The sequence below is a fragment of the Spirulina subsalsa CS-330 genome, assembly GCF_028330765.1.
Classification (GTDB): Bacteria; Cyanobacteriota; Cyanobacteriia; order Cyanobacteriales; family Spirulinaceae; genus Spirulina; species Spirulina subsalsa_A.
The window spans coordinates 1-19704 of sequence record NZ_JAQMTY010000196.1; the positions used below are offsets into that span (position 1 = coordinate 1).

General features: G+C 54.8%; 15 protein-coding genes. 5 read left to right on the forward strand and 10 right to left on the reverse strand.

The genetic code is table 11. The features are described from left to right. A partial coding sequence (locus PN477_RS13665) for a hypothetical protein (protein WP_272147352.1) occupies positions 1 to 408 on the forward strand: 408 nt, incomplete at its 5' end. 71 nt (positions 409 to 479) lie between these two features. On the opposite strand, the gene PN477_RS13670 is transcribed toward PN477_RS13665, so the two are convergent. The 7 genes from PN477_RS13670 to PN477_RS13700 form a co-directional block, all read right to left on the reverse strand. After that, a complete protein-coding gene (locus PN477_RS13670; protein ID WP_417158819.1) occupies positions 480 to 1280 on the reverse strand; it encodes a Uma2 family endonuclease in 801 nt (266 codons plus the stop codon). 178 nt (positions 1281 to 1458) lie between these two features. After that, positions 1459 to 1971 (reverse strand): hypothetical protein, encoded by a 513-nt coding sequence (locus tag PN477_RS13675; RefSeq protein ID WP_272122135.1) that lies wholly within the window; start codon positions 1969 to 1971, stop codon positions 1459 to 1461. A gap of 67 nt (positions 1972 to 2038) precedes the next feature. After that, entirely contained in the window at positions 2039 to 4111 is a 2073-nt protein-coding gene (locus PN477_RS13680; protein WP_272122137.1) for an adenylate/guanylate cyclase domain-containing protein, read from the reverse strand. 7 nt (positions 4112 to 4118) lie between these two features. Beyond that, complete coding sequence (locus PN477_RS13685; RefSeq protein ID WP_272122139.1) at positions 4119 to 5858, reverse strand: diguanylate cyclase domain-containing protein; 1740 nt, start codon at positions 5856 to 5858, stop codon at positions 4119 to 4121. Between the two features lie 32 nt (positions 5859 to 5890). Next, a complete protein-coding gene (locus PN477_RS13690) occupies positions 5891 to 6424 on the reverse strand; it encodes a Rab family GTPase (RefSeq protein ID WP_272122141.1) in 534 nt (177 codons plus the stop codon). A gap of 229 nt (positions 6425 to 6653) precedes the next feature. Then, the gene (locus tag PN477_RS13695) at positions 6654 to 10370 is read right to left on the reverse strand and encodes an OmpA family protein (protein WP_272122143.1); all 3717 of its coding nucleotides are present in this window, start codon (positions 10368 to 10370) and stop codon (positions 6654 to 6656) included. A 203-nt stretch (positions 10371 to 10573) separates the two neighbouring features. Further along, positions 10574 to 11101, reverse strand: a complete 528-nt coding sequence (locus PN477_RS13700) for a tol-pal system YbgF family protein (RefSeq protein WP_272122145.1) — start codon at positions 11099 to 11101, stop codon at positions 10574 to 10576. A gap of 151 nt (positions 11102 to 11252) precedes the next feature. Here PN477_RS13700 and PN477_RS13705 point away from each other — a divergent pair, with 151 nt between their 5' ends. Next, a complete protein-coding gene (locus PN477_RS13705) occupies positions 11253 to 12656 on the forward strand; it encodes an adenylate/guanylate cyclase domain-containing protein (RefSeq protein ID WP_272122147.1) in 1404 nt (467 codons plus the stop codon). Continuing rightward, positions 12653 to 13546 (forward strand): alpha/beta fold hydrolase, encoded by an 894-nt coding sequence (locus tag PN477_RS13710; protein WP_272122149.1) that lies wholly within the window; start codon positions 12653 to 12655, stop codon positions 13544 to 13546. The genes PN477_RS13705 and PN477_RS13710 overlap by 4 nt, the downstream gene beginning before the upstream one ends. Positions 13547 to 13671: 125 nt before the next feature. On the opposite strand, the gene PN477_RS13715 is transcribed toward PN477_RS13710, so the two are convergent. Further along, the gene (locus PN477_RS13715; protein ID WP_072622085.1) at positions 13672 to 13851 is read right to left on the reverse strand and encodes a hypothetical protein; all 180 of its coding nucleotides are present in this window, start codon (positions 13849 to 13851) and stop codon (positions 13672 to 13674) included. A 381-nt stretch (positions 13852 to 14232) separates the two neighbouring features. Here PN477_RS13715 and PN477_RS13720 point away from each other — a divergent pair, with 381 nt between their 5' ends. After that, positions 14233 to 15663: a DUF3370 domain-containing protein gene (locus PN477_RS13720; RefSeq protein WP_272122152.1), complete on the forward strand. Its 1431-nt coding sequence runs from the start codon at positions 14233 to 14235 to the stop codon at positions 15661 to 15663. A gap of 42 nt (positions 15664 to 15705) precedes the next feature. Further along, entirely contained in the window at positions 15706 to 16836 is a 1131-nt protein-coding gene (locus PN477_RS13725; protein WP_272122154.1) for a glycosyltransferase, read from the forward strand. 167 nt (positions 16837 to 17003) lie between these two features. On the opposite strand, the gene PN477_RS13730 is transcribed toward PN477_RS13725, so the two are convergent. Both PN477_RS13730 and PN477_RS13735 read right to left on the reverse strand, forming a co-directional pair. After that, positions 17004 to 18392: an NAD-dependent malic enzyme gene (locus tag PN477_RS13730; RefSeq protein ID WP_272122156.1), complete on the reverse strand. Its 1389-nt coding sequence runs from the start codon at positions 18390 to 18392 to the stop codon at positions 17004 to 17006. A 93-nt stretch (positions 18393 to 18485) separates the two neighbouring features. Next, on the reverse strand, positions 18486 to 19679 hold the full coding sequence (locus PN477_RS13735) for a DNA double-strand break repair nuclease NurA (RefSeq protein WP_272122158.1): 1194 nt from the start codon (positions 19677 to 19679) through the stop codon (positions 18486 to 18488). Between the last annotated feature and the right edge of the window lie 25 nt (positions 19680 to 19704).

The window sequence follows — 19704 nt, forward strand, 5'->3', positions numbered from 1 at the left end:
GCTAAGATGTGGTCTGGGATTAAGGCGGTTGATTTGATTGCGATTGAAGGTCAGGTTGTATGGTTGATTGAAGTCAAAGACTACAGGCGGCAGCAGCGGACAAAAACGATAGATTTAGCTGAAGAAGTAGCCAAGAAAGTTTTCTGTACACTTGCAGCGATCTTGCCTGCCAAAGTCAATGCATCAGACTTGTCTGAACAACAGTTTGCTGAAGCTGTGGCAAGGGGTCAACGGTTACACCTCGTTTTACATCTTGAGCAACCCAAAAAATCGTCAAAGTTATTTCCCCGTGCTATCAACCCTTCAAATGTGCAGCTTAAATTAAGAGGGATAATCAAGCCGATTGATCCACATCCAAAGGTCGTTGAATCGACTCACATGCAAGGTTTAGCATGGACAGTTCGGTGATGCTGAGTGAGACGCTACCCGGTGTAGTGCATGGGGATGCTGATGGGGGCGATCGCACCCACCGGCCAACGTTACGCCAAACTTTCCGGATCAACCCCCAATTCGCGTAACTTCGCCATCAGTTGCTCATTCTTTTGGCGCTCTTGTTCAGCCTTAGCCTCCGCCTGTTCAGCCTTAGCCTCTGCCTGTTCAGCCTTAGCCTCCGCCTGTTCAGCCTTAGCCTCCGCTTGTTTCGCCTGTTCCTCGCCATGGAGCAGCAGGCTACCCGTGGCATCCCACCAGCGCAACCAGGGCAAATCCATATTTTGGTAAATGCCCGGCCAAATGCCCAATTCCACCTCCAATTCCTCAATGGGGAAACGTCCGCTTGGATTGGCTGGCATCAGGCGGTAGCGATTAGATACCAATTGATACACCTCGACCTGAGCCTTTTTGACTTCATAGATCGCGTAATAGGCCGGGCGAATTGCGGTTTCATAGACCCAAAATTTCCCCGTCCAAGGGGTCTTGTCCCGCTCTTCTGCTCCCGTCCCGGACACAAACTCAATCACAATCACCGGCGGCATAATCTCTTGCCACAGCACATAGGAACGACGGGCTTGGCCGTCTAAGGTGGGCGGGACATTCGCCACATAAAACCAGTCGGGGGCTTCGGCTCCCCGTTGGGGTGGGTCTGTGATCCGCCAATAAATGCCGCTGTCTTGACCGATGCAATAGTGACCATCGGGATGGACGCGATCGAGGACAGGACGAATCGATTCCGTTAACAAGATACTTTGGGGATGTTCCTGAAAATTCTTCACAAATGTACCGTCCTCACAGGGCAGTTGCGTGTGATCGGGCAAAGGGGTAAAGGATTCGCTAAAAACCATGATCTAACCTGGATTGCGTGGTTCTATCGTAGCGCGGTATTTCTGACCAAATCGGATCGCGTGGGTCTTGAACTTGAGGGCAGTTGGGCAAGGCTGAATCCTTGTCCTGATTGTTTTCAATGCTCAAGGCGGCCGGGGGTGAACTCGGCCGCCTTGATGCTTGAAAGGGGATTGCGGGTTAGGTGTGGTGCATCATTTCGCGGTAGCACCAGCGGACGAGGCTGAACCCGGCGATGAATTTGATCACTTCTAAACCCCAGTAGCTGAGTTGCATGGTGAGCATCGAGCCGGAGAAGGGGTTAGCGGTGGGGGCAAGCCAATCGAGGTGGATGCCGACGCTGCTGAGGAGGGGGGTGAGGCCGTAGGTGTAGAGGAGGGCGATCGCAAACAACACCCCTGCCGCCACCACAAATAACCGCTCTTGATGCTGGGTGAGGCTATGGCTTGACCATAGAGCCAGGCAAGCGGTGAGGACACAGGCCGCGCAAATCAGTTCAAGATGATTGAAGGCTTCAAAGAGAACATATCCCGCACTAGCGAAATCACTTTGCATCATCATGCCAGAGACATAAAGGCTAGGAATGATAACACCATCAAGGAGTAAGCTCCCGCTCAACCAAAAGCCGAGGGTAAATAGAATGAGGGCGGGCCAATTCAGGCGAGAAAGAGAGGGAATAAGACCTGAGCGCATGATTAAGACCTTGAATGCATATAGGTTCAGCCTAGCTAATTTTAGGGGTCTTAAATGTCAATAATAGTTAAGGGGGATTTTGGGCGGGTTCAGGGTTTGCCGGGGGGCGGTGATCATGGAGTAAATAGGTATTCATTTGGCCTTTTCCTTTGATCGGAATCACACCCCGTGGGCTGAGAATATATTGATTTTTGAGCCGATGATAGATGGTTTCGGTGACTTGAATGTGACCCGGTAGGCCTTGGGATTCCATGCGGCTGGCGATATTGACGGTATCGCCCCACAGATCATAACTAAATTTTGTTGTCCCGATCACTCCCGCCACTACAGACCCGGTATTCATGCCAATCCGGAGGTCAAAATGTTTCGGGGTGGTCTGGTTAATACGTTTAATAATTGTTTGCATTTCGAGGGCGACGGTGGCGATCACTTCGACATGATCGGCGCGGGGGGTGGGGAGTCCGGCCACCATCATGTAGGCATCGCCAATGGTTTTGATTTTTTCGACACCGTATTTGGCACTCAAGGCATCAAATTCTGAAAAAATGACGTTGAGTTGTTCAACGAGTTCAATGGGGGGGAGGTTGGCGGCGAGTTGGGTAAAGCCGACGAGATCGGCAAAGAGGACGGTGACTTCTTCAAAGCTGTCGGCGATGGTGGTGATCTGGGCTTTGAGGCGTTCGGCGATCGCTTGAGGCAAAATACTCAAGAGTAAATGTTCCGTTTTTTCCTGCTGTTGGCGCAGGGCCATTTCGGCTTCCTTGCGTTTAATGAATTGTCCGAGTTGGTTACCCGTGGCTCCCATCATTTGCAGTAAGTTGTGATCCGGGGGGAGATGTTCCTCCCGAAAAAAGGTCATCACCCCCAACATTTCACTGCCACTCTGTAACGGAAAGGCTAAGGCGGTATTCAAGCCGGACTGCACGATGAGGGATTGCGCCCCAAAGTCTGGATCGGTTTGCAGGGTTGTGATCCATTGAGGGCGACCGGCTGACCAGACGCGCCCGACAAACCCAACGCCTTCGGCATTTTCCACGAGCACCATGCCCTGTAAAAAGGATTGAAACGAGGCATTAGGGCTGGACTCTACCCAAAAATCAACCCGCTGGAGCCGGGGGACGGGGGCAGGGCAGGGGTTGCCATCTTGATCCCAGGTGGTGTGTTCGAGGTCTTGGGCGATGGGTTTGCGCTCGTCTGTGGTGTAGGGAATCCAAAATTCCCCGACATCCCAGTTGAGGTTTTCGCCGATCGCTTGGAGAATGCGGTGGGTGGCGACTTCGAGGGAGATGGATTCGGAGAGGATGCGGGCGATCGCATATTGAGCCGCTAACCGCTGCTGAGTGCGATGGCGTTCGGTAATGTCGCGGCCAATGTAGACAATATCTTGGGTGAGGCGGTGATCCGATTCCCCTTGGGCTTCGGTTTGGATTAAGGAACAGGAAAACGCGACGTTGAGTTTAGCGCCCTGTTTGGTTTGGCATTCCACTTCGATATTGCGCGACAGGACTCCCTCGGTTTGAATGGTGGCGGTGAGTTCGGCAAAGAGAGGATCGGCATTCAAAATCAATCGTGACAGGGGTTGATCAATCAGTTCGGCTTGGGTGTAGCCAAAGAGAATTTCGGTGGCGTGGTTAATGGTTTTAATCGTCTGATCGGGTGTGGTGACAATCAGAGCATCCGCGATCGCCGTCACGATCCGATCAATGTAGTTTTTGGAAGCCGTTAACGCATTGAGTAGCAAGTTCGACTCATTCGTACTCTGCACTAACACCTGTTCAAGGTGCATTTTTGCCGAGACATTCTCAATAAAAAGAATCAAATAGGGGTCAGCGGCGGCGGTGCTGGGGGTCGCCTGAACATGAAGATCTAAATAGAGATTTTGACCGTCGGCAGTGGTGCGCGTGATCCCGTTGAGGGCGAAATGGGGCATCTCGTTGGCAGCGATCGCCATAAACACATCTTCGCACCCATACAGTTCCGGAAAATGATCCCGAATATCCGTGTGCAACAGCGGCACAGAGGTATCCCACCAATGATCTAAACTCGCCGTCGGGGAATGATTCACAATCTGCCCAGCACCATCAAACACGACATAGCAAATATGGGGCGGCACAATCAATGTCTGATCAAAAACATTCATAGATGGGTTAGCAGATGGATGACCAAAGCACTGCACAGTTTCGACCATGAGACTTGGCAGCATAGAGGGCTTGGTCAGCGTGCAAAATTAACGCTTGGGAGTCGCTGTAGGGTTGAGGCTGCTCCGTTGCCCCCCCCAAACTGAGGGTAACATGGTCTGTAATGGGAGAACGCACATGGGGAATTTGAAGATTAGCAATGGCCTGTCGAATATTTTCCATCAGATGCATTAATCCTTCTTTCTGGGTATTCGGCAACAACACAATAAATTCTTCGCCGCCGTAACGCGCCACCACATCCGCCGGTCGTTGCACGGACTTGCGGAGCATGTGGGCAATTTTGACCAGACAGCGATCGCCCTCTGGATGACCGTAATAATCGTTATACGCCTTGAAATAGTCCACATCGGCAAAAATAATCGAGAGCGACGTAGATTCCCGGATCGCCAATTGCCATTCTCGGCGTAAATGTGCCTCAAATGCCCGCCGATTCGCCAACTGCGTCAACGCATCCGAATCCGCCTGAGCTTGCAGCGCCTCATTGGCCTGCTGCAACTGTCGATACAGTTCCGCTTGATCAATGGCAATCGACACCTGATCCGCCAATTGCCGCAACAGATACAGTTCCTCCGAAGTCCAAGGACTGTGCGATCGCTGGATCACCAAACTGCCCCAAAATTGAGATTGGTTAAAGAGGGTAAAAATGAGATCTTGCTCCTCCCAGGGAATCGGAGGCGCGCAGTCATCACAATGCAGGGCTTGCAGGGTGAGATGGGAGTTGTGCCAATGGAGACGATAGCGATGGCCGATGTAATCATCCTGGCAATCGGGGCAGGCCATGTGCAACACTTTGCCCTGAATATGATTCTCCGCTTTGAGGATAAAGACGCGATCGCAATGGAGCAACTGCTGCACCAACTGCACCGTCGTCTGCAACACCTGATCCAACTCCAGCGATTGGCGAATATTGCGCGTGATTTCCCCCAAGAGGCGATCGTGCTGGCTCTGGCGCAACATCCGCGCCTCCGTTCGTTTCCGCAATGTCACATCCCGCCCAACGCAGACATATTCCGGTGCCACCGAATGACCCACCCTTAACTGCGTACAGGAAAACGCCACCATTAAACGCTCCCCCCGCCGCGTCACACAGATCACCTCCACATCCCGCCCCAACAGCCACACCGGAAATTCACTGCGGGCCTCCTGACCTGTAATCACCCTCGGAAAATCCGCAAACAGGATGGTCAACGGTTGATGAAGTAACTCAGCCGCCGTCCAGCCAAACAATTCTTCGGTGGCCTTGTTCACATACTTCATCCGTCCGGCCGTATTCGTCACAATCAGCACATCACTGATCACCTGCATCACTTGATCAATGTAGCTTTTGGCCCTCGACAAGGTATAAAGAGCAAGCTCGGCCTCTTTCGCCACTTGACCGAGTTCCTGCTTCAGGATCATTTTTTCGGTGGTATCACACACCGTCACCAGTAACTGAGGAGTTGTGGCCTGGGGATATGGCATCAGGGACAGGTCAAAATATCGAGAGGTTCGCTGGATACCTTCGATCTCAAAACGGGGGCATTCTCCCTGAATAATTGTGATCATCAATTCTTCTAATCCAATTAATTCGGGTAAAACGTTCCGAATATCACCATTGAGGCGGGGTTGAATCTCTTCCCTGAGTAGATCCTGTAGATCGAGAGAAAGCTCTTGAATTTTCCAGTCAGAATCACAAATCAAGTAGTCCATAAATGGAGATGGGATTGGCTAGAGAAAGAGCCTCATGGATCAGTTAAGATTGCAGTGGCTAATTGTTTAAAAATCACATTCACAGCTTGACCGGTTTTTGCAGAGGTGGCGTAGGTGTCAATCACACGCGGATTATGCCGTTGCAGTGCATACTTATCCAGAAGAGTTGCCAGGAGAGTGGGAGTCACCAAATCGGCTTTGTTGAGGGCAATGATGATGGTTCCTTTTGGGTTGATTTTGAAGAAAAGATCGACATGGTTTTGGAGATGAACGAGGGTGTCATCGCGTTTGACATCGGCAACGATAATCGCGCCTTTGGCCCCTTGGAGATAGCTCGGGGCGATCGCTTTAAATTGGGTTTGCCCTTCAATGTCCCAAATCAACAGTTCCACTTGACGGGCAGCATTGTCGGCAGTGGCATCTACGTCTACTAGCTTCCGCGAGAGCTTCACCCCCACAGTGGACAGATATTCATCACTAAATTGATCATCGACAAACCGTCGAATTAAGCTCGTTTTTCCGACACTAAAATCTCCGACCAAACAAATTTTTTTTGAAATCGCCATCAAGTTTTCTGATATTTTATGGGTTTTATGATTGGGTATGAGCGGGTTGACTGACAAAATTAGCCAGATCCCGGAAAGCCCTCACCCTAGCCCTCTCCCCTAGGGGAGAGGGAACTGGAAAAATGGATTGGCTCCCCTCGCCCTCTGGGAGAGGGGTTGGGGGTGAGGGCGATCAAGTCAGTCAACCAGGGGTATGAGACTGATGTTAATGGAAAATCCGAGCGATTGATCACGATTCTGCTTCAGGGGTGATCAGTTCAAAGCGGGCGCAACGACTTAACCAGGCGGCTTCGGTTTTGGTGACTCCGGGGGGAGCTTCGAGGGTTGTGGCTTCTTCGAGTCGATCCGGATCAATCCCCTGGGCTGCGATCGCATCTTTGACCACCGCTGCCCGCTGAAACGATAACTCCCGGTTTTGATTGCGTTCGCCACTTTCATCCACATGCCCCGTAATCCGCACCCGGAGGTCTGGATTATTGCGCAAAAATTCGCTGATCGGGACAATTTTATCAGCAATTTCTGTGGCATTGATCTCGGCGGAATCCCGATCAAAATAAATCCGACCCGCCAGGGCTTGGGGTAGCAGATCATCGGCATCCACTTGGGGAATACCCGGCAGGGCCTTGAAGGCTTCGAGAATGTCTTGGCGATCGCCGCGATCGCGGTAACTCCCCGTCAGCACCACCCCATCCGGATGATAGGACGCTCGAATATCAACACCCGGATAGCGATTGAGCAAGGCCGTCACCGTTTGGATCATCGTCGCCACATTGACCGGATCGGGCGGTGCAGCCACGATCTGAATATTATTCTCAACGGTACGATGCGGCGCGAGGTCTTGAGCGATCGCCCCCGCCCGCTCCTTAAACTGCTCCGACGGCACACGCCCGCTCAGGCTCACCGCTTTCCCCTCCACCTCCGACACCAGAGGCGTATAGGCCACCCCATCCAACTCCGCCGTCATCGCCGCCGTAATTTGACTAGATAAGCGATGATTAAAAAAGCCCCGCACTTGGAAATAAAGCCATGGCATCACAATCAACGCTGCGATCGCCCCCACCAACACCAACAGCGTTTTAGGCGATCCTCTCTTCTGCTTCTGCACCGTCGATTGGCCCAGCTTCGCCAGATTCGCCGACAACTCCTCCGGCACCGTATCCGGATCACCATCAAACTCCTCAATCAACGTGCCATACTGCTGCAACAATCCCGCCAACGTCTTCCGAATCTTCTTCACAAACGCCGCCGTCGGACTGCCCTTCACCACCACCGCTAAGTAGCAATACCCCGCCACCTCCAAAATAATCCGCGAATCGCCATACTCAATTTCACTGAGTTCGGAAATCGTCCCGGTTTGCGCAATGCAATCATTCACAAAACTCCGAATCGCCGTCAGCATCCCCGCCACCATATTCGATTCCAAATGATGCTCATGCTCCGGTTGTAATTCCGCAATCACCAGCCCCGACGCTTTATGAATCAAAAAGATCGCCTGCACCGTCACCGGGATGGATTCTTGCAAAATCAACTCCGCTTCACTCACCCCCTGCATCCGGGCCCGGACTTTCCGGGTCAACCCATCCACACTAAACGCCGTTTCCACCTTGGCATTAATCGCATGAATCGCCTCGCCCATATAACGCGACACCGTACTCCCAATCACGGGATAGAGCGCATCAACCATCGAATCGCGTTCCAATTCAATTTGATTTTTAATCGCACGACCAATCGTCGGGCCCAGGGATGTCGCGATCGCATCCCGTTCAAGGCGCACCTGTTCCTGAATCGCTGAGGCCACCTCCGGGCCGATCGCTTTCGCAATCCGTTTAGGATTGTGCTGGATTTGCTGCTCAATGGCCAAGGGCACAAGATCCCCCAACGCCTTCGCCATCGCATCACGATTCTCATGGGCACGCTCAGTGATCATCTCATCCAAAATCGGCGTGGCCATAGCTCGTACCATGTCCTGAGACGTGCCCACCTTCATCTTGAGCAACTGCACCATCAACGGCACGAGGGGATTAATCATGTCCGTCGGCTCGTAGACCTGTTTTTCGAGGGCCGCCACTTTATCTTCAAGCCGGGCGAGAGCGCCTTCTTCAATGGCGATCGCTTCATCCAGGGGTGGGTTTGAGGCGGCCAGGGGTGCAGGTTCGTCCAGGGGTGGGTTCGATGCCGCCGCCGGGGAAACTTCTGGCGGGGGGGCGATTTCGGGGGGTTGGGGGTCGGGGGTTGCCTCTGACTCGCGAGGCGGCGGGGATTCGGAACTCGCTAACCCTAACGAGGCCAGCAGTTCATCCGGATCGGGCCAGACGATGGGGTCAGCATCAGCCTCGTGGCTTTCGGGTTCCGGCTTGGCGGTTTTGGGGGTGGGAGGAGGGTTATTGTCGAGGAGAAACTGCCGAATGTCTTTGAGGGGGTCTTGAATGGTATCCGATGGGGCGCGAAAGAGTTCCGCGAGGGAGGCTTCTGCGGATGGTTGGGATGGGGTTGGGGAGGCTTTGGGGGAGGATTGGGGGCGACGGGGCGGCGGCGGTGGCGGTTTGCGCAAGACGCGCTTGCGGACGGGGGGGGTGGGGGCAGCGGCTGGGGGCGTGGTGGGGGGCGAGGGGTTCATTAACTCGCGTAATTGCTGCTCTAGTTCGGCTTCGAGGGATTGCACACGGGAGGCTGAAGCGCGATCGCGCGGCTGAGACTGGCCATTTTGCAGGGACGGCGTATCGACTTCATTGGGCAAAATCATCGCCGCAAAATCTTGGAGGGCATACTCAATTTCCTCCTCAAAGCTTTTGGGCGTGGCGGGGGGGATCTCGTTGGCCTCAAATCCGTCCAATTCCTCAGAAGCCTCGGACGCGATCGCCTCTGGGGTGGGGTCAGGAGCCTCCGGTGCGATCGCCTCTGGGGTGGGATTGTCAAGGTGGGCAACTGGTGCGGGCGGTGCGTCCGATACCGGGCGATCGCGCTCCTCGGCCGCTGTGCTGTCCTCTAATTCGATGGGTGCGAGGGTTTCCGGTTCTGGGGTGGCTTCCGGTTCCGGTTCCGGGGGAGGGGTTGAGGTCGTGTGATCGCGCTCCTCAACTGCCGTGGGTTCCGGCGGGGGGTCCGGCTCTGTCCTTTCCTGGGCAACATCCGACGGTTCCCCAGCATGGCCATTCTCATCACCGTTCCCCTGGGTTTGCTCGAACACTAGGCCATCGATCCCCAACATGGCATTAATCTCAGCCGCCGACACCGTCGGAATCCCTGTGAAATCATCCGCATCCAAGGATGCGATCGCTGGTTCCGATGACTCCATCGCCGCTGGTGGGATCAATGTATCGTAGTCCGCCGCCAACAGATCCAACTCCGTGGCATCATCATGACCCTCCTCCTGAGGCGATCGCCCAATATTGAAGGTATCCACCAACAAATCCATCACATCATTAATCTCCCGATCCGAGATATCCGCCTCCACAGGAGACAGATCATCAGCCGGGGCAGATTCCGGTGTAGGCGTTACCACGGTGGGCGGTGGCGGTGATGCTGCGGTGTGGGGAGTGGCATCATCCTCCGTTGCCGCCGCTGCTGAGGGAGACTGAGCAGAGGAATCAATCGGCTGAAACTTGCTAATCCGTTGGGTTAACGTCGCGGCGGCATCGTCGTCAATGGTTTCCACATCATCAGGGTCACGACCCAGCGATCGCGAATCATGGTGGGTCAACAGTTCATCCAAATCGATCAGCAACCCTTTAAAGAGATCCTCTGTGATCTCCAAATCATCCGATGGCGGGTCTTGGGAATCTGGGATCGGCTGGCTCACCGGCTCCACCGGGGGGCGAGCAGCCTCAGGGGACGATGGCGGCACGGACAATGGCTGCTCTGTCTCAGTGGAGTCTTCCCACGGATCAGGAATTGGAGCAAACTCGTGAGGGGAGTGATCCGAGTTGGAATATTGTTCAGAACTCATACCCACCATAGTGTTTGGCAAAAACAATAGCGTCGTGATATCGCCAAAGGCTCAACATCATTAAGCTACGTTCATGGTAGTGGAGAAGTTTCACTAGCGACAAGCAAAATATTTAGAGGTATAGCGGCGTGAATCTGGCATCTACGGGGATCGGGCACTGGCATTGATCCCCTGGGTTGCAACATTCGATCAACCCGCGTGGCTTAACTCAACCACCATAAACTACCGAGAATCACCAGAATCAGCACCAATGCCACCCCCACAAATTGATTATCTTGGGTATTGACTTGGCTGAGGTCGATCTCTTCAATGACGGGTTTTTGGGCCCGTTTCCGGTCATTCTCCGTTTTGGGGGGGACGTAGCGATCGCGCCGCTCACTATCGGATAAATTCGCCAAATCCGGGATCTCCGTCATCCATTCCTTCGGACGTTGCAACACCGGAGCACGCAAAATATAGAGCAAGTTTTTCGCCTGCTGTTTAATCAAGGGGGAAGGATGGAGCAGGAGCTTTTCACACCGCACGATCGCTTCTCGGTTTTCCCCCATCAATTGGTACGCATTCACCAGCCAGAGTTGAATCTCGCCCCCCTTCCGCGCCGTGGGATAACTCCGCGCCAAAGCCTGCTCAAACCATTCAATACTCTCAGCATACCGACCCCGCTCAAAGGCCCGCTCTCCCGCCGTCATCACCTGATCAATGGTCAATTTAGTGTGTGTGCGATCGTTCATCCTCAACCCCTCGCTTAATCTCCCTGAATTGTGATGATTTCCATAATCTTGCTAGATACCATAACAGATTCACCCAGAGGGACAGGTCGCACGGATTCTAGCCGACAATAGGTGGAAGAAGACAATAACCCCTCTGTTTTGCTGCACTTCCATGGCTTACCCCGCATTGCTCACCTTCCTATCCCGCACCCTGCGCCGGATTTTGAGTGCCCTAGAACAGCGATCGCTCGCCCCCGATCACACCTATGAGCAATGGCAATACAGCTTTTTTCGGCGGCGGCTGTTTCTGGTGTTCGCCATTTCCCTGACCATTCTGTTTTGCATGACCACGCCCCGATTTGTGCAGAACATGATCACCGGTCAGCCCCTCCCCGGCTGGTGGTTTACGGATCTTTGGGTTGAAGTTAGCTTAATTACGAACCTCATTTTGCTGCGGTTGAGCCACCAAAATTGGCAGATTAATCTCATTTTTCTCGGCTATTCTGGCTCGATTAACCTGGTGGAACAACTGGCCGAAGCGGCCATGGGGGGGCGGCAATTTGATATTTTAGATGACTTTTTTAACTGGGTGCTGGTCTTCTTTTTGCAATCCACCTTGATTCCGGTGCGGTGGCAGTTGCATTGTTTATGTCATATCCTCACCTATGGCCTATATTTTGCGATTAAATGTGCGTTTGCGATCGTCACCGGACGGATGGTGATGTGGTATCCGGAAGAATGGACTTCGCCGCCGAGTTGGATTTTTACGCTGAGTATGGTGTCCTTTGTGGCGACGCTGTCGGTGTATTTATTTGAACGCACGGCCAAAGCAGAATTTGCAGCCCAAACGGAAATTCGCCGCGCTTATCAAAAACTCACCATTGAACAGGAGCGATCGGAAGGGTTGTTGCGCAATATTTTGCCCGATCGCATCGCTTGCCGCCTCAAAAATGACCACCAAACGATCGCCGATACCTTTGCCGATACGACGGTTCTATTTGCGGATATTGTGGGGTTTACGGAGCTATCGAGTCAGATTTCCGCCCATGATCTCGTTGAACTGTTGAACAGTATTTTTTCGCGATTTGATCAGCTTGCGGCCCACCATAATCTAGAGAAAATTAAAACCATTGGGGATGCCTATTTAGTCGTGGCCGGTTTACCCAATCCCCGCGAGGATCATAGTGACGTGATGGCAGAAATGGCCCTAGATATGCAGCGGGTTTTAGTGGAGTTGAATGGGGAAACGGGACGGGATTTAAGTTTGCGGATTGGGATTCATGCCGGGACGGTGGTGGCGGGGGTGATTGGCTTGACGAAGTTTGCCTATGATATTTGGGGGGATACGGTGAACACGGCAAGTCGGATGGAATCCCATGGTGTGCCGGGAAAAATTCAAGTTTCGGAGGTGGTGTATCGTCAGTTGGCGGCGCGTTACGATCTTGAAGCACGGGGGATGATCGCGATTAAAGGGAAAGGCGAGATGATGACGTATTTTTTACGATCGCGCCGCCATGAGTTGCCCCCCGCTGCCGCTCCCCAAATTGCTCCGCCCCAATCTTTACATCACGAATGAATTCTCTCTTACAATTTCAACCGCCGGGCTTTGGCCCCCGCACGATCGCCACCTCCCTCGGTGCGATGACCTACTACACCCAAACCGGGGCCCCCTGGCCACGCGACGGCCAGCGATCGCCCCTCCTGTTTCTCCATAGTTTCGGCGGGGGTGCGTCGGCCTATGAATGGTCGCAGGTATATAGCGCCCTGGCGATGGACTATGAAATCATCGCGCCGGATCTTGTGGGGTGGGGGGCATCGAGTCGCCCGGAACGGCGCTACAGTCCGGCAGATTACGAGGGGATGATCCTCGCATTGATCGCGGCGGTAACGACCGAACCGATCGCGATCGCCGCCTCTTCAATCACAGGCGCTTTGGCGGTGCGGGTGGCAAATCAAGCCCCGGCACAGGTGCGATCGCTGTTCCTTGTCTGTCCGTCGGGGTTTCGGGATTTTGCCGAGGCCAGCCCGCGCCGCCTGCCCGTCGAGGTGATCAACCTCCCCGGTCTTGACCAATTGCTTTACACCCTCGGCGCAACGACGGAATGGGCGGTGCGCAATGCCTTGGAAAATTTTCTCTTTGCCGATCGCGATCGCATCACCCCGGAAATGGTGGCCGCCTACCTCACCGCTGCGACTCAACCCCGCGCCGATGTGGCCGCCCTCGCCTTTTTACGCGGCGATCTTTACTTCGATTTAGCCGCCGATATCCCCGCCCTCACCGTCCCTACTACCTTTGTCTGGGGGGCGCGATCGCGCTTCAGCCCCGTCGCGATCGGTCGTCGTTTGGCCGCCTTGAATCCGGGGGCGATCGCCGCCCTGCACACCATCCCCAAGACCGGCGTGCTGCCCCACCTCGAACAGCCCAGCCTCGTCGCCGCTCTCCTCCGCTCCTGGCTCACCGCCTGATCTTGCGATGATCCCCGCGTCCCTGAGATGGTGCGATCGCCCCAAACAACGGCGACCGCCCTAAAGAGCGATCGCCGGAGTCAAAAAAAGCAAAGGATGAATCTTAAACGGGGGGGGATATCGCCTTAGCGATCGCAACCCGCACCGACGGCCTGACGAGATTTCAGGGTTTGCAACTGCTGGATGAGCATTTCCACTTCGGCTTCGAGATGGAGATACTTTAACTGTTGATCAGGATTGTAGGCTCGGACATTAGCCTTCACGGCATCACTATCAAGCTGGGGTAAAGAGGCAGGTTGCATCATGTTTTAAAGTTAGTTATATATACTTACTCACACCATCATGGAATTGTAGCCTGAACTGTCTCATTCGTTGTAACAAATGTGGCGTTTTTAAAATTGGTTCTGAGAAAGATGGGAAACGATGCCAGGGCGATCGCGCCCTCTCCCCATCCCATCGAGATTTGAAGTCCTGATCAAACACCCAACGAAAAAAAATCACCCAGGCTGAAAGACAACGCGAGTCTTGTGGTATCTTCAGCACAGGCTACATCAGGTTACGATCGTCATCACCCTACTCTCCAAAACCGCCCTGAAACGCCGACCAACCGGGTGCAAACAGTTGGTGTTAGATTAATTTAAGCAAATTACCCACTGACATTGAACGCGAGGAGAAGCGATCCTTAAATGCTGCCATTGATGTATCCTGTTTTGCTCGCTCAAGCGCCCGCTGCCTTCGTATCCCCTGCACCGCCCGCACAACGCTATATAGTTGAACAGCAGGATGTTCGGCCCCTGCCGGGACAACTCGATAATGTTCCGGTCTTCAATAGCAACAGTCCAGAAGTCATCGAAAGTGCGGGTATCCTACTCTCCACCTTTCCCCGCAGCGGCACAACCCATCCCCAAGCCCACCTCAATCAACCCTTAGAGGGTCGTTTCGACTTTTTCTCCCACCACATTTCTCGGCCCGCAGGGGAACGGCTCACCCTTTACCAAGGGGTGCTGGTTTACAATGCTTCGTCCCGTCCGGTCACGCTCCAGGTGCATCAAGCGGTGAGTTATCTTAACTCCCACGATGCCCCGTTCATTGACTTGCCCGCCCAACTCGAAGACCCCTATGGCTCGATTTATTCTGGGCCCGGATCTCGCCTCGCGGGGGATGTGATTCGTGGTGTTAATCAACCCTATTTTCCCAATCAACTGGTGCTCCGGCCGCGGGAACTGCGGATGTTAGTGGTGATGCCGATTCCGGTGAGTAGTGCGCGATCGACCTTGATGCGGCTTGAAAGTAGCGGGCCGGTGTATATGGCAAATTTGGCACTCTACGAAATGCCCGAATATACGTCCGTGCTCGATCTCAACGATCCCACCAATGAAGAACCTGTCACGAAAGTCACCTATAACCCGCCCACCATGCGGGATTGGCAAAATCTCTTAACCCAGGGACGATTGGCCACACCGCGCGATCGCGCCCCGTCCAATTCAACGGAACGCTATATCTATGGCCGTGTTGCCGGGATTTCTGTGGGATCAGAATGGAACGCCACCCTGACCGATCAACCCAATGGCAACACCTTAACCATCCCCCAACCGGGCGAATCCTTTTCCTACCCCCTCAGTACCACCGACACCGGAACCCACGGCACGGAGCAAATTCAAAGTGCGCCGATGCTCGTGCGCTACTCCGATACGGCCCTGCGGGCCCATGGCAATTATGCGGTGCATTACAACCTCAAATTGCCCCTTCATAACGATACAAACCGGACGCAAACGGTCTTTGTGACCGTCCAAACCCCGTTAAAGAAAAGTCATCTCGACGATCGCCTCGTGTTTCTCAATCCCCCGGAAGATCGGATCTTTTTCCGGGGTTCGGTTCGTCTCCGGTATCGGGATGATTTCGGTCGGGATCAAGAACGCTATTTTCATTTGGTGCAGAGGCAGGGACAACGGGCGGAACCGTTGATTGAGGTGCGTTTACGACCGGGCGATCGCCGCGATGTCCAAGTGGATTTCCTCTATCCTCCCGATGCTACGCCCCCCCAAGTGCTCACCGTCAGCACCCTAGGGCGGCGAAATTTAGCCATCGAATCGCCCGCCCCTAACCCGCCGCAATAGCCGCGCCCTGTTCTCCCTCAACCTTGGCCGCTTGTTCTGCCCATGCGTCAGATTCACCTCTGGGTTCCGAATATTTTTGAGTTTCGGGGTGGGATTCAGGCCTATTCTGGGTTTTTGCTCCAGGGTCTCCAAACGCAATACCCCACCCTCACGATCCGGGTGTTTTTGAAGCACGATCGCACTCCTCCCGCTGCGGCCTCCAAGACCCATTTTCAAGGTGCAGGATGGTGGCCTCTTTGGATGCGTACCTGGGTCTATGGGCTGCAATTGCTGTGGGGTTGTGTGCGGCATCGTCCGGATCTGATTATTGCCACCCATACGAATTTTGCGCCGCTGGGGGTGATGGTTCAGCGGTGGTTGGGGGTGCGGTTTTGGGCGGTGGCCCATGGGATTGAGGTGTGGGGCTTGGGGGAGGGGGTGCTATTGCGGAGTTTGGCCCAAACGGAGCGGATTTTGGCGGTGAGTCACTATACCCGCGATCGCTTCCTCGCCGAACAACCCCACCTCGACCCGACGCGGATCACGGTGCTGCCGAACACCTTCGACAGCGATCGCTTTTATCCCGCCCCCAAACCGCCCGCGTTGCTGCAACAATACCGCCTGAAGCCAGAGCAGCCCGTGATCCTAACGGTGGCGCGGTTGGATGCAACCCAGGCCTATAAAGGCTATGACCAGATTTTGCGGGCATTGCCCCAGGTGCGCTCAGTGGTTCCGGCGGTGCGCTATGTGTTGGTGGGGAAGGGGAGCGATCGCGCCCGTGTGGAAGCGTTGATCGCACAGTTGGGGCTGGAGGAGGTGGTGATCTTGGCGGGGTTTGTGCCAGATCCGGCCTTGGTGGCCCATTATCACCTGTGCGATCTGTTTGCGATGCCCAGCCGGGGGGAGGGGTTTGGCATTGTCTATCTGGAGGCGATCGCCTGCGGAAAACCCACCCTAGGGGGCAATCAGGACGGGGCGATCGATGCGCTCAACGGGGGGGAGTTGGGGGTTTTGGTGAATCCTGATGATGTGGATGCGATCGCCCAAGCCATGATCCGCATCCTCACCCACACCGAACCCCATCCCCTGCTCTACAATCCCGCCGCCCTCCGCCAAGCCGTGATCAAAACCTACGGCTTTACAGCCTTTACGCACACGTTGGCGGCTCTGATCGAGGGGGCAAGGAGCGGATGACGGTTAAATATTCAATCCAGTCTTGAGTAGTGTGAGCCTCTGGCTCACTGCTGCCAAATCCAGAACAGCGAGCTAGAAGCTCGCACTACCGAGGATTCCAGGTCGGGTAGTGTGAGCCTCTGGCTCACTGCTGCCAGTTCCAGGCTAGCCAGTTTCAGAGGGCGGGCCTATTCGCGGCTGACTCCGTCTTCGCGGGCGGCTTGTTTGACCGAGGCGGCGACGGCGGGGGCAACCCGGTCATCAAAGACAGAGGGGATAATCTGTTCAGGGTTGAGGTCTTGGGGGGAAACGAGGGATGCGATCGCCGCCGCCGCCTCTAGACACATCCGGCTCGTAATTTCCCGCGCCCGACAATCCAACGCCCCGCGAAAAATCCCCGGAAACGCCAAGACATTATTAATTTGGTTCGCGTAGTCGCTGCGCCCTGTCGCCATCACCGCCACCGTATCCCGCACCAACTCCGGCTGAATCTCCGGAATCGGGTTCGCCATCGCAAACACAATCGGGTCAGGATTCATCGTCTGCACCATGGCCGGCGTGAGCACACCCGGCACACTCAAGCCGATAAACACATCCGCCCCCTGCATCGCATCGGCTAATGTGCCTTGGGCATCGACGGCGAATTCTTGTTTTTCTGGGGTGAGGTCGCGATCGCGCGACAGAATGCCCTGTGAATCGCACATCCAGAGGGTTTTCGCCCCCGCTTGGCGGATGAGACGCGCCACCGCAACCCCGGCCGCGCCCGCCCCATTGAAAATAATTTTCACCTGATCAATGGATTTATTCACCACCTTGAGGGCATTGTAGAGGGCGGCGAGGGTGACGATCGCTGTACCATGCTGGTCATCGTGAAACACCGGAATATCCAATTCCGCCCGCAACCGTCGTTCAATTTCAAAACAGCGCGGCGAGCTAATATCTTCTAAATTGATCCCACCAAAGACCGGGGAAATATGTTTCACCGTGGCGATAATTTCTTCCGTGTCTTGGGTCGCCAAACAGATCGGGAACGCATCCACACCGCCAAATTCTTTAAAGAGTAAGGCTTTCCCTTCCATGACGGGTAACGCCCCTTCCGGGCCCAGATTCCCCAAGCCCAACACGGCACTGCCATCACTGACGATCGCCACCATATTACTTTTCACCGTCAGGTTAAATACTTGGGACGGATCATCGGCGATCGCTTTCGACACACGCCCCACACCGGGGGTATAAGCCATGGCCAGGGTCGCTTGTTCTTTCAGCCCGATCCGGCCTTCGACGCGAATTTTGCCCCCTTGGTGAAGTTCAAAGGTGCGATCGGACACCTTGAGCACGGTCACATCGGGCAGAGCTTTAATCGCTGCCACTAAACAATCCGCATGATCCGTACTTGACGCATCAACAATAAACTCCCGCACGGATTGGGTACGGCTTTGGGTGATGAGGCGAATATGGCCAATATTGCCCCCATTGGTGGCGATCGCATTGGTCACGGCCGCAAGTTGGCCGGGTTGATTGAAGAGTTCCACCTGAATCGTCAGACTAAAACTGGGGTTGGGGGTCAGTTGAGTCATAAATGTACCTGTCAGACAAAGGAAAGTATGATTATCCCCCATCCCACCAAATTCCAGCCGATCACCATAGACTTTTTTCACCTTCTCCAGCGGTCAGGCGATGCTGCCGCGTTTGCGGGCTTCTTTGTAGGACGTGCCGACGTTTTTTAAACCCGCCCGGAGCATTTGCTGTTCTAGGAGGGCAAAAAAGCGAGCGCGATCGCCCCCCCGCACCACCGCCATATTATGGGACTCCGCCAAGGCCACCGGGTAGCCGTACCCCTTATGCACCTGGGCCAACATAATCCCCAAAGCCTGGTCAAAGAGGGCGCGATCGTCCGCCACCCAGCGCGGCACTTCCACCCGCGCCACCTCCGCCCCCACATGGACATAGCAAAAATAAATCTGGAGATGTTCCGGGTATTGGTCGAGGATTTTCGCCGAACTGCGCCAAAGGGTGCTACGCTGTCCCGGTTCGAGGAGCGTCGTCCAGAGGGTGGTATCGCGGATCGGGTCGATCACTTGGCAGGGGAGGCGATCGCTCTCCTGGCTGCACTGCGTCACACAGTCCTGAGTATCAAAAGGACAAGCCGCCAACCGCAGCAGATTCGTCGCCTCCCCGCTCCGGGACGAACTGAGATACCCCATCAACGGAATCCGCGCCTGATAAAGGGTCTCCCACGCCGCCAGCAGCGGCGGTAACAGTTGCTCCCGCGCTTCACTGGGCATCGCCTCCAAAAACCAATAGATCAACGACCCATCCACCATCGCCAAATTGGGGTCATGGTGCGCCCCCGGCGGCTGCACCCAGCGGCAGGCCATTTCCGCCAAGCGTTCCGCTTCGGCCACGGTGCGGCGATGGCCCATCCATTCTTCGGTGCGAATCCCCCATTGCCGCGACACATAGAGATCTTCGGCCTTGTAATAGACTTCGGGGCTGTTGTCGAGGAGGGGGTGAAGACTTTGGCCGTAGTGGAGCATGACGCGGCCAATATTGACCAAGTAACAATAGGCGATCTCGTGGTGAGACGGGGCGATTTGGGAGCCGTCGGTGGCGAAAACGGTGTGGCGGGGCGGCGGCGTGGGGATGAGTTGCGCGGTGCTGAGGGATTCGAGGGGGGTGGCGGTGGCGAACAGCAGGCGATCGCGCCATTGCTCCTGACGGTGCAGCCAATCCGCCTGCGCCCCATCCACCCGTTGAAACAGTTCTAGGGCCCGCGTCAGTCGCAGTTGACTCGCCTTAGCTTCTTGATTGAGGTGTTGACTAATCGCGGGCATTTTTCCCGCCAACTTCGTGAGATCCAGCATGGGCACATCCTCAGGTCAACCGCCA

Excerpts from the sequence above, each read along its gene's own strand:
- PN477_RS13670 (WP_417158819.1), bottom strand. The coding sequence starts at position 1,280 with ATGGTTTTTAGCGAATCCTTTACCCCTTTGCCCGATCACACGCAACTG.
- PN477_RS13675 (WP_272122135.1), bottom strand. The coding sequence starts at position 1,971 with ATGCGCTCAGGTCTTATTCCCTCTCTTTCTCGCCTGAATTGGCCCGCC.
- PN477_RS13680 (WP_272122137.1), bottom strand. The coding sequence starts at position 4,111 with ATGAATGTTTTTGATCAGACATTGATTGTGCCGCCCCATATTTGCTAT.
- PN477_RS13685 (WP_272122139.1), bottom strand. The coding sequence starts at position 5,858 with ATGGACTACTTGATTTGTGATTCTGACTGGAAAATTCAAGAGCTTTCT.
- PN477_RS13690 (WP_272122141.1), bottom strand. The coding sequence starts at position 6,424 with ATGGCGATTTCAAAAAAAATTTGTTTGGTCGGAGATTTTAGTGTCGGA.
- PN477_RS13695 (WP_272122143.1), bottom strand. The coding sequence starts at position 10,370 with ATGAGTTCTGAACAATATTCCAACTCGGATCACTCCCCTCACGAGTTT.
- PN477_RS13700 (WP_272122145.1), bottom strand. The coding sequence starts at position 11,101 with ATGAACGATCGCACACACACTAAATTGACCATTGATCAGGTGATGACG.
- PN477_RS13705 (WP_272122147.1), top strand. The coding sequence starts at position 11,253 with ATGGCTTACCCCGCATTGCTCACCTTCCTATCCCGCACCCTGCGCCGG.
- PN477_RS13710 (WP_272122149.1), top strand. The coding sequence starts at position 12,653 with ATGAATTCTCTCTTACAATTTCAACCGCCGGGCTTTGGCCCCCGCACG.
- PN477_RS13715 (WP_072622085.1), bottom strand. The coding sequence starts at position 13,851 with ATGATGCAACCTGCCTCTTTACCCCAGCTTGATAGTGATGCCGTGAAG.
- PN477_RS13720 (WP_272122152.1), top strand. The coding sequence starts at position 14,233 with ATGCTGCCATTGATGTATCCTGTTTTGCTCGCTCAAGCGCCCGCTGCC.
- PN477_RS13725 (WP_272122154.1), top strand. The coding sequence starts at position 15,706 with ATGCGTCAGATTCACCTCTGGGTTCCGAATATTTTTGAGTTTCGGGGT.
- PN477_RS13730 (WP_272122156.1), bottom strand. The coding sequence starts at position 18,392 with ATGACTCAACTGACCCCCAACCCCAGTTTTAGTCTGACGATTCAGGTG.
- PN477_RS13735 (WP_272122158.1), bottom strand. The coding sequence starts at position 19,679 with ATGCTGGATCTCACGAAGTTGGCGGGAAAAATGCCCGCGATTAGTCAA.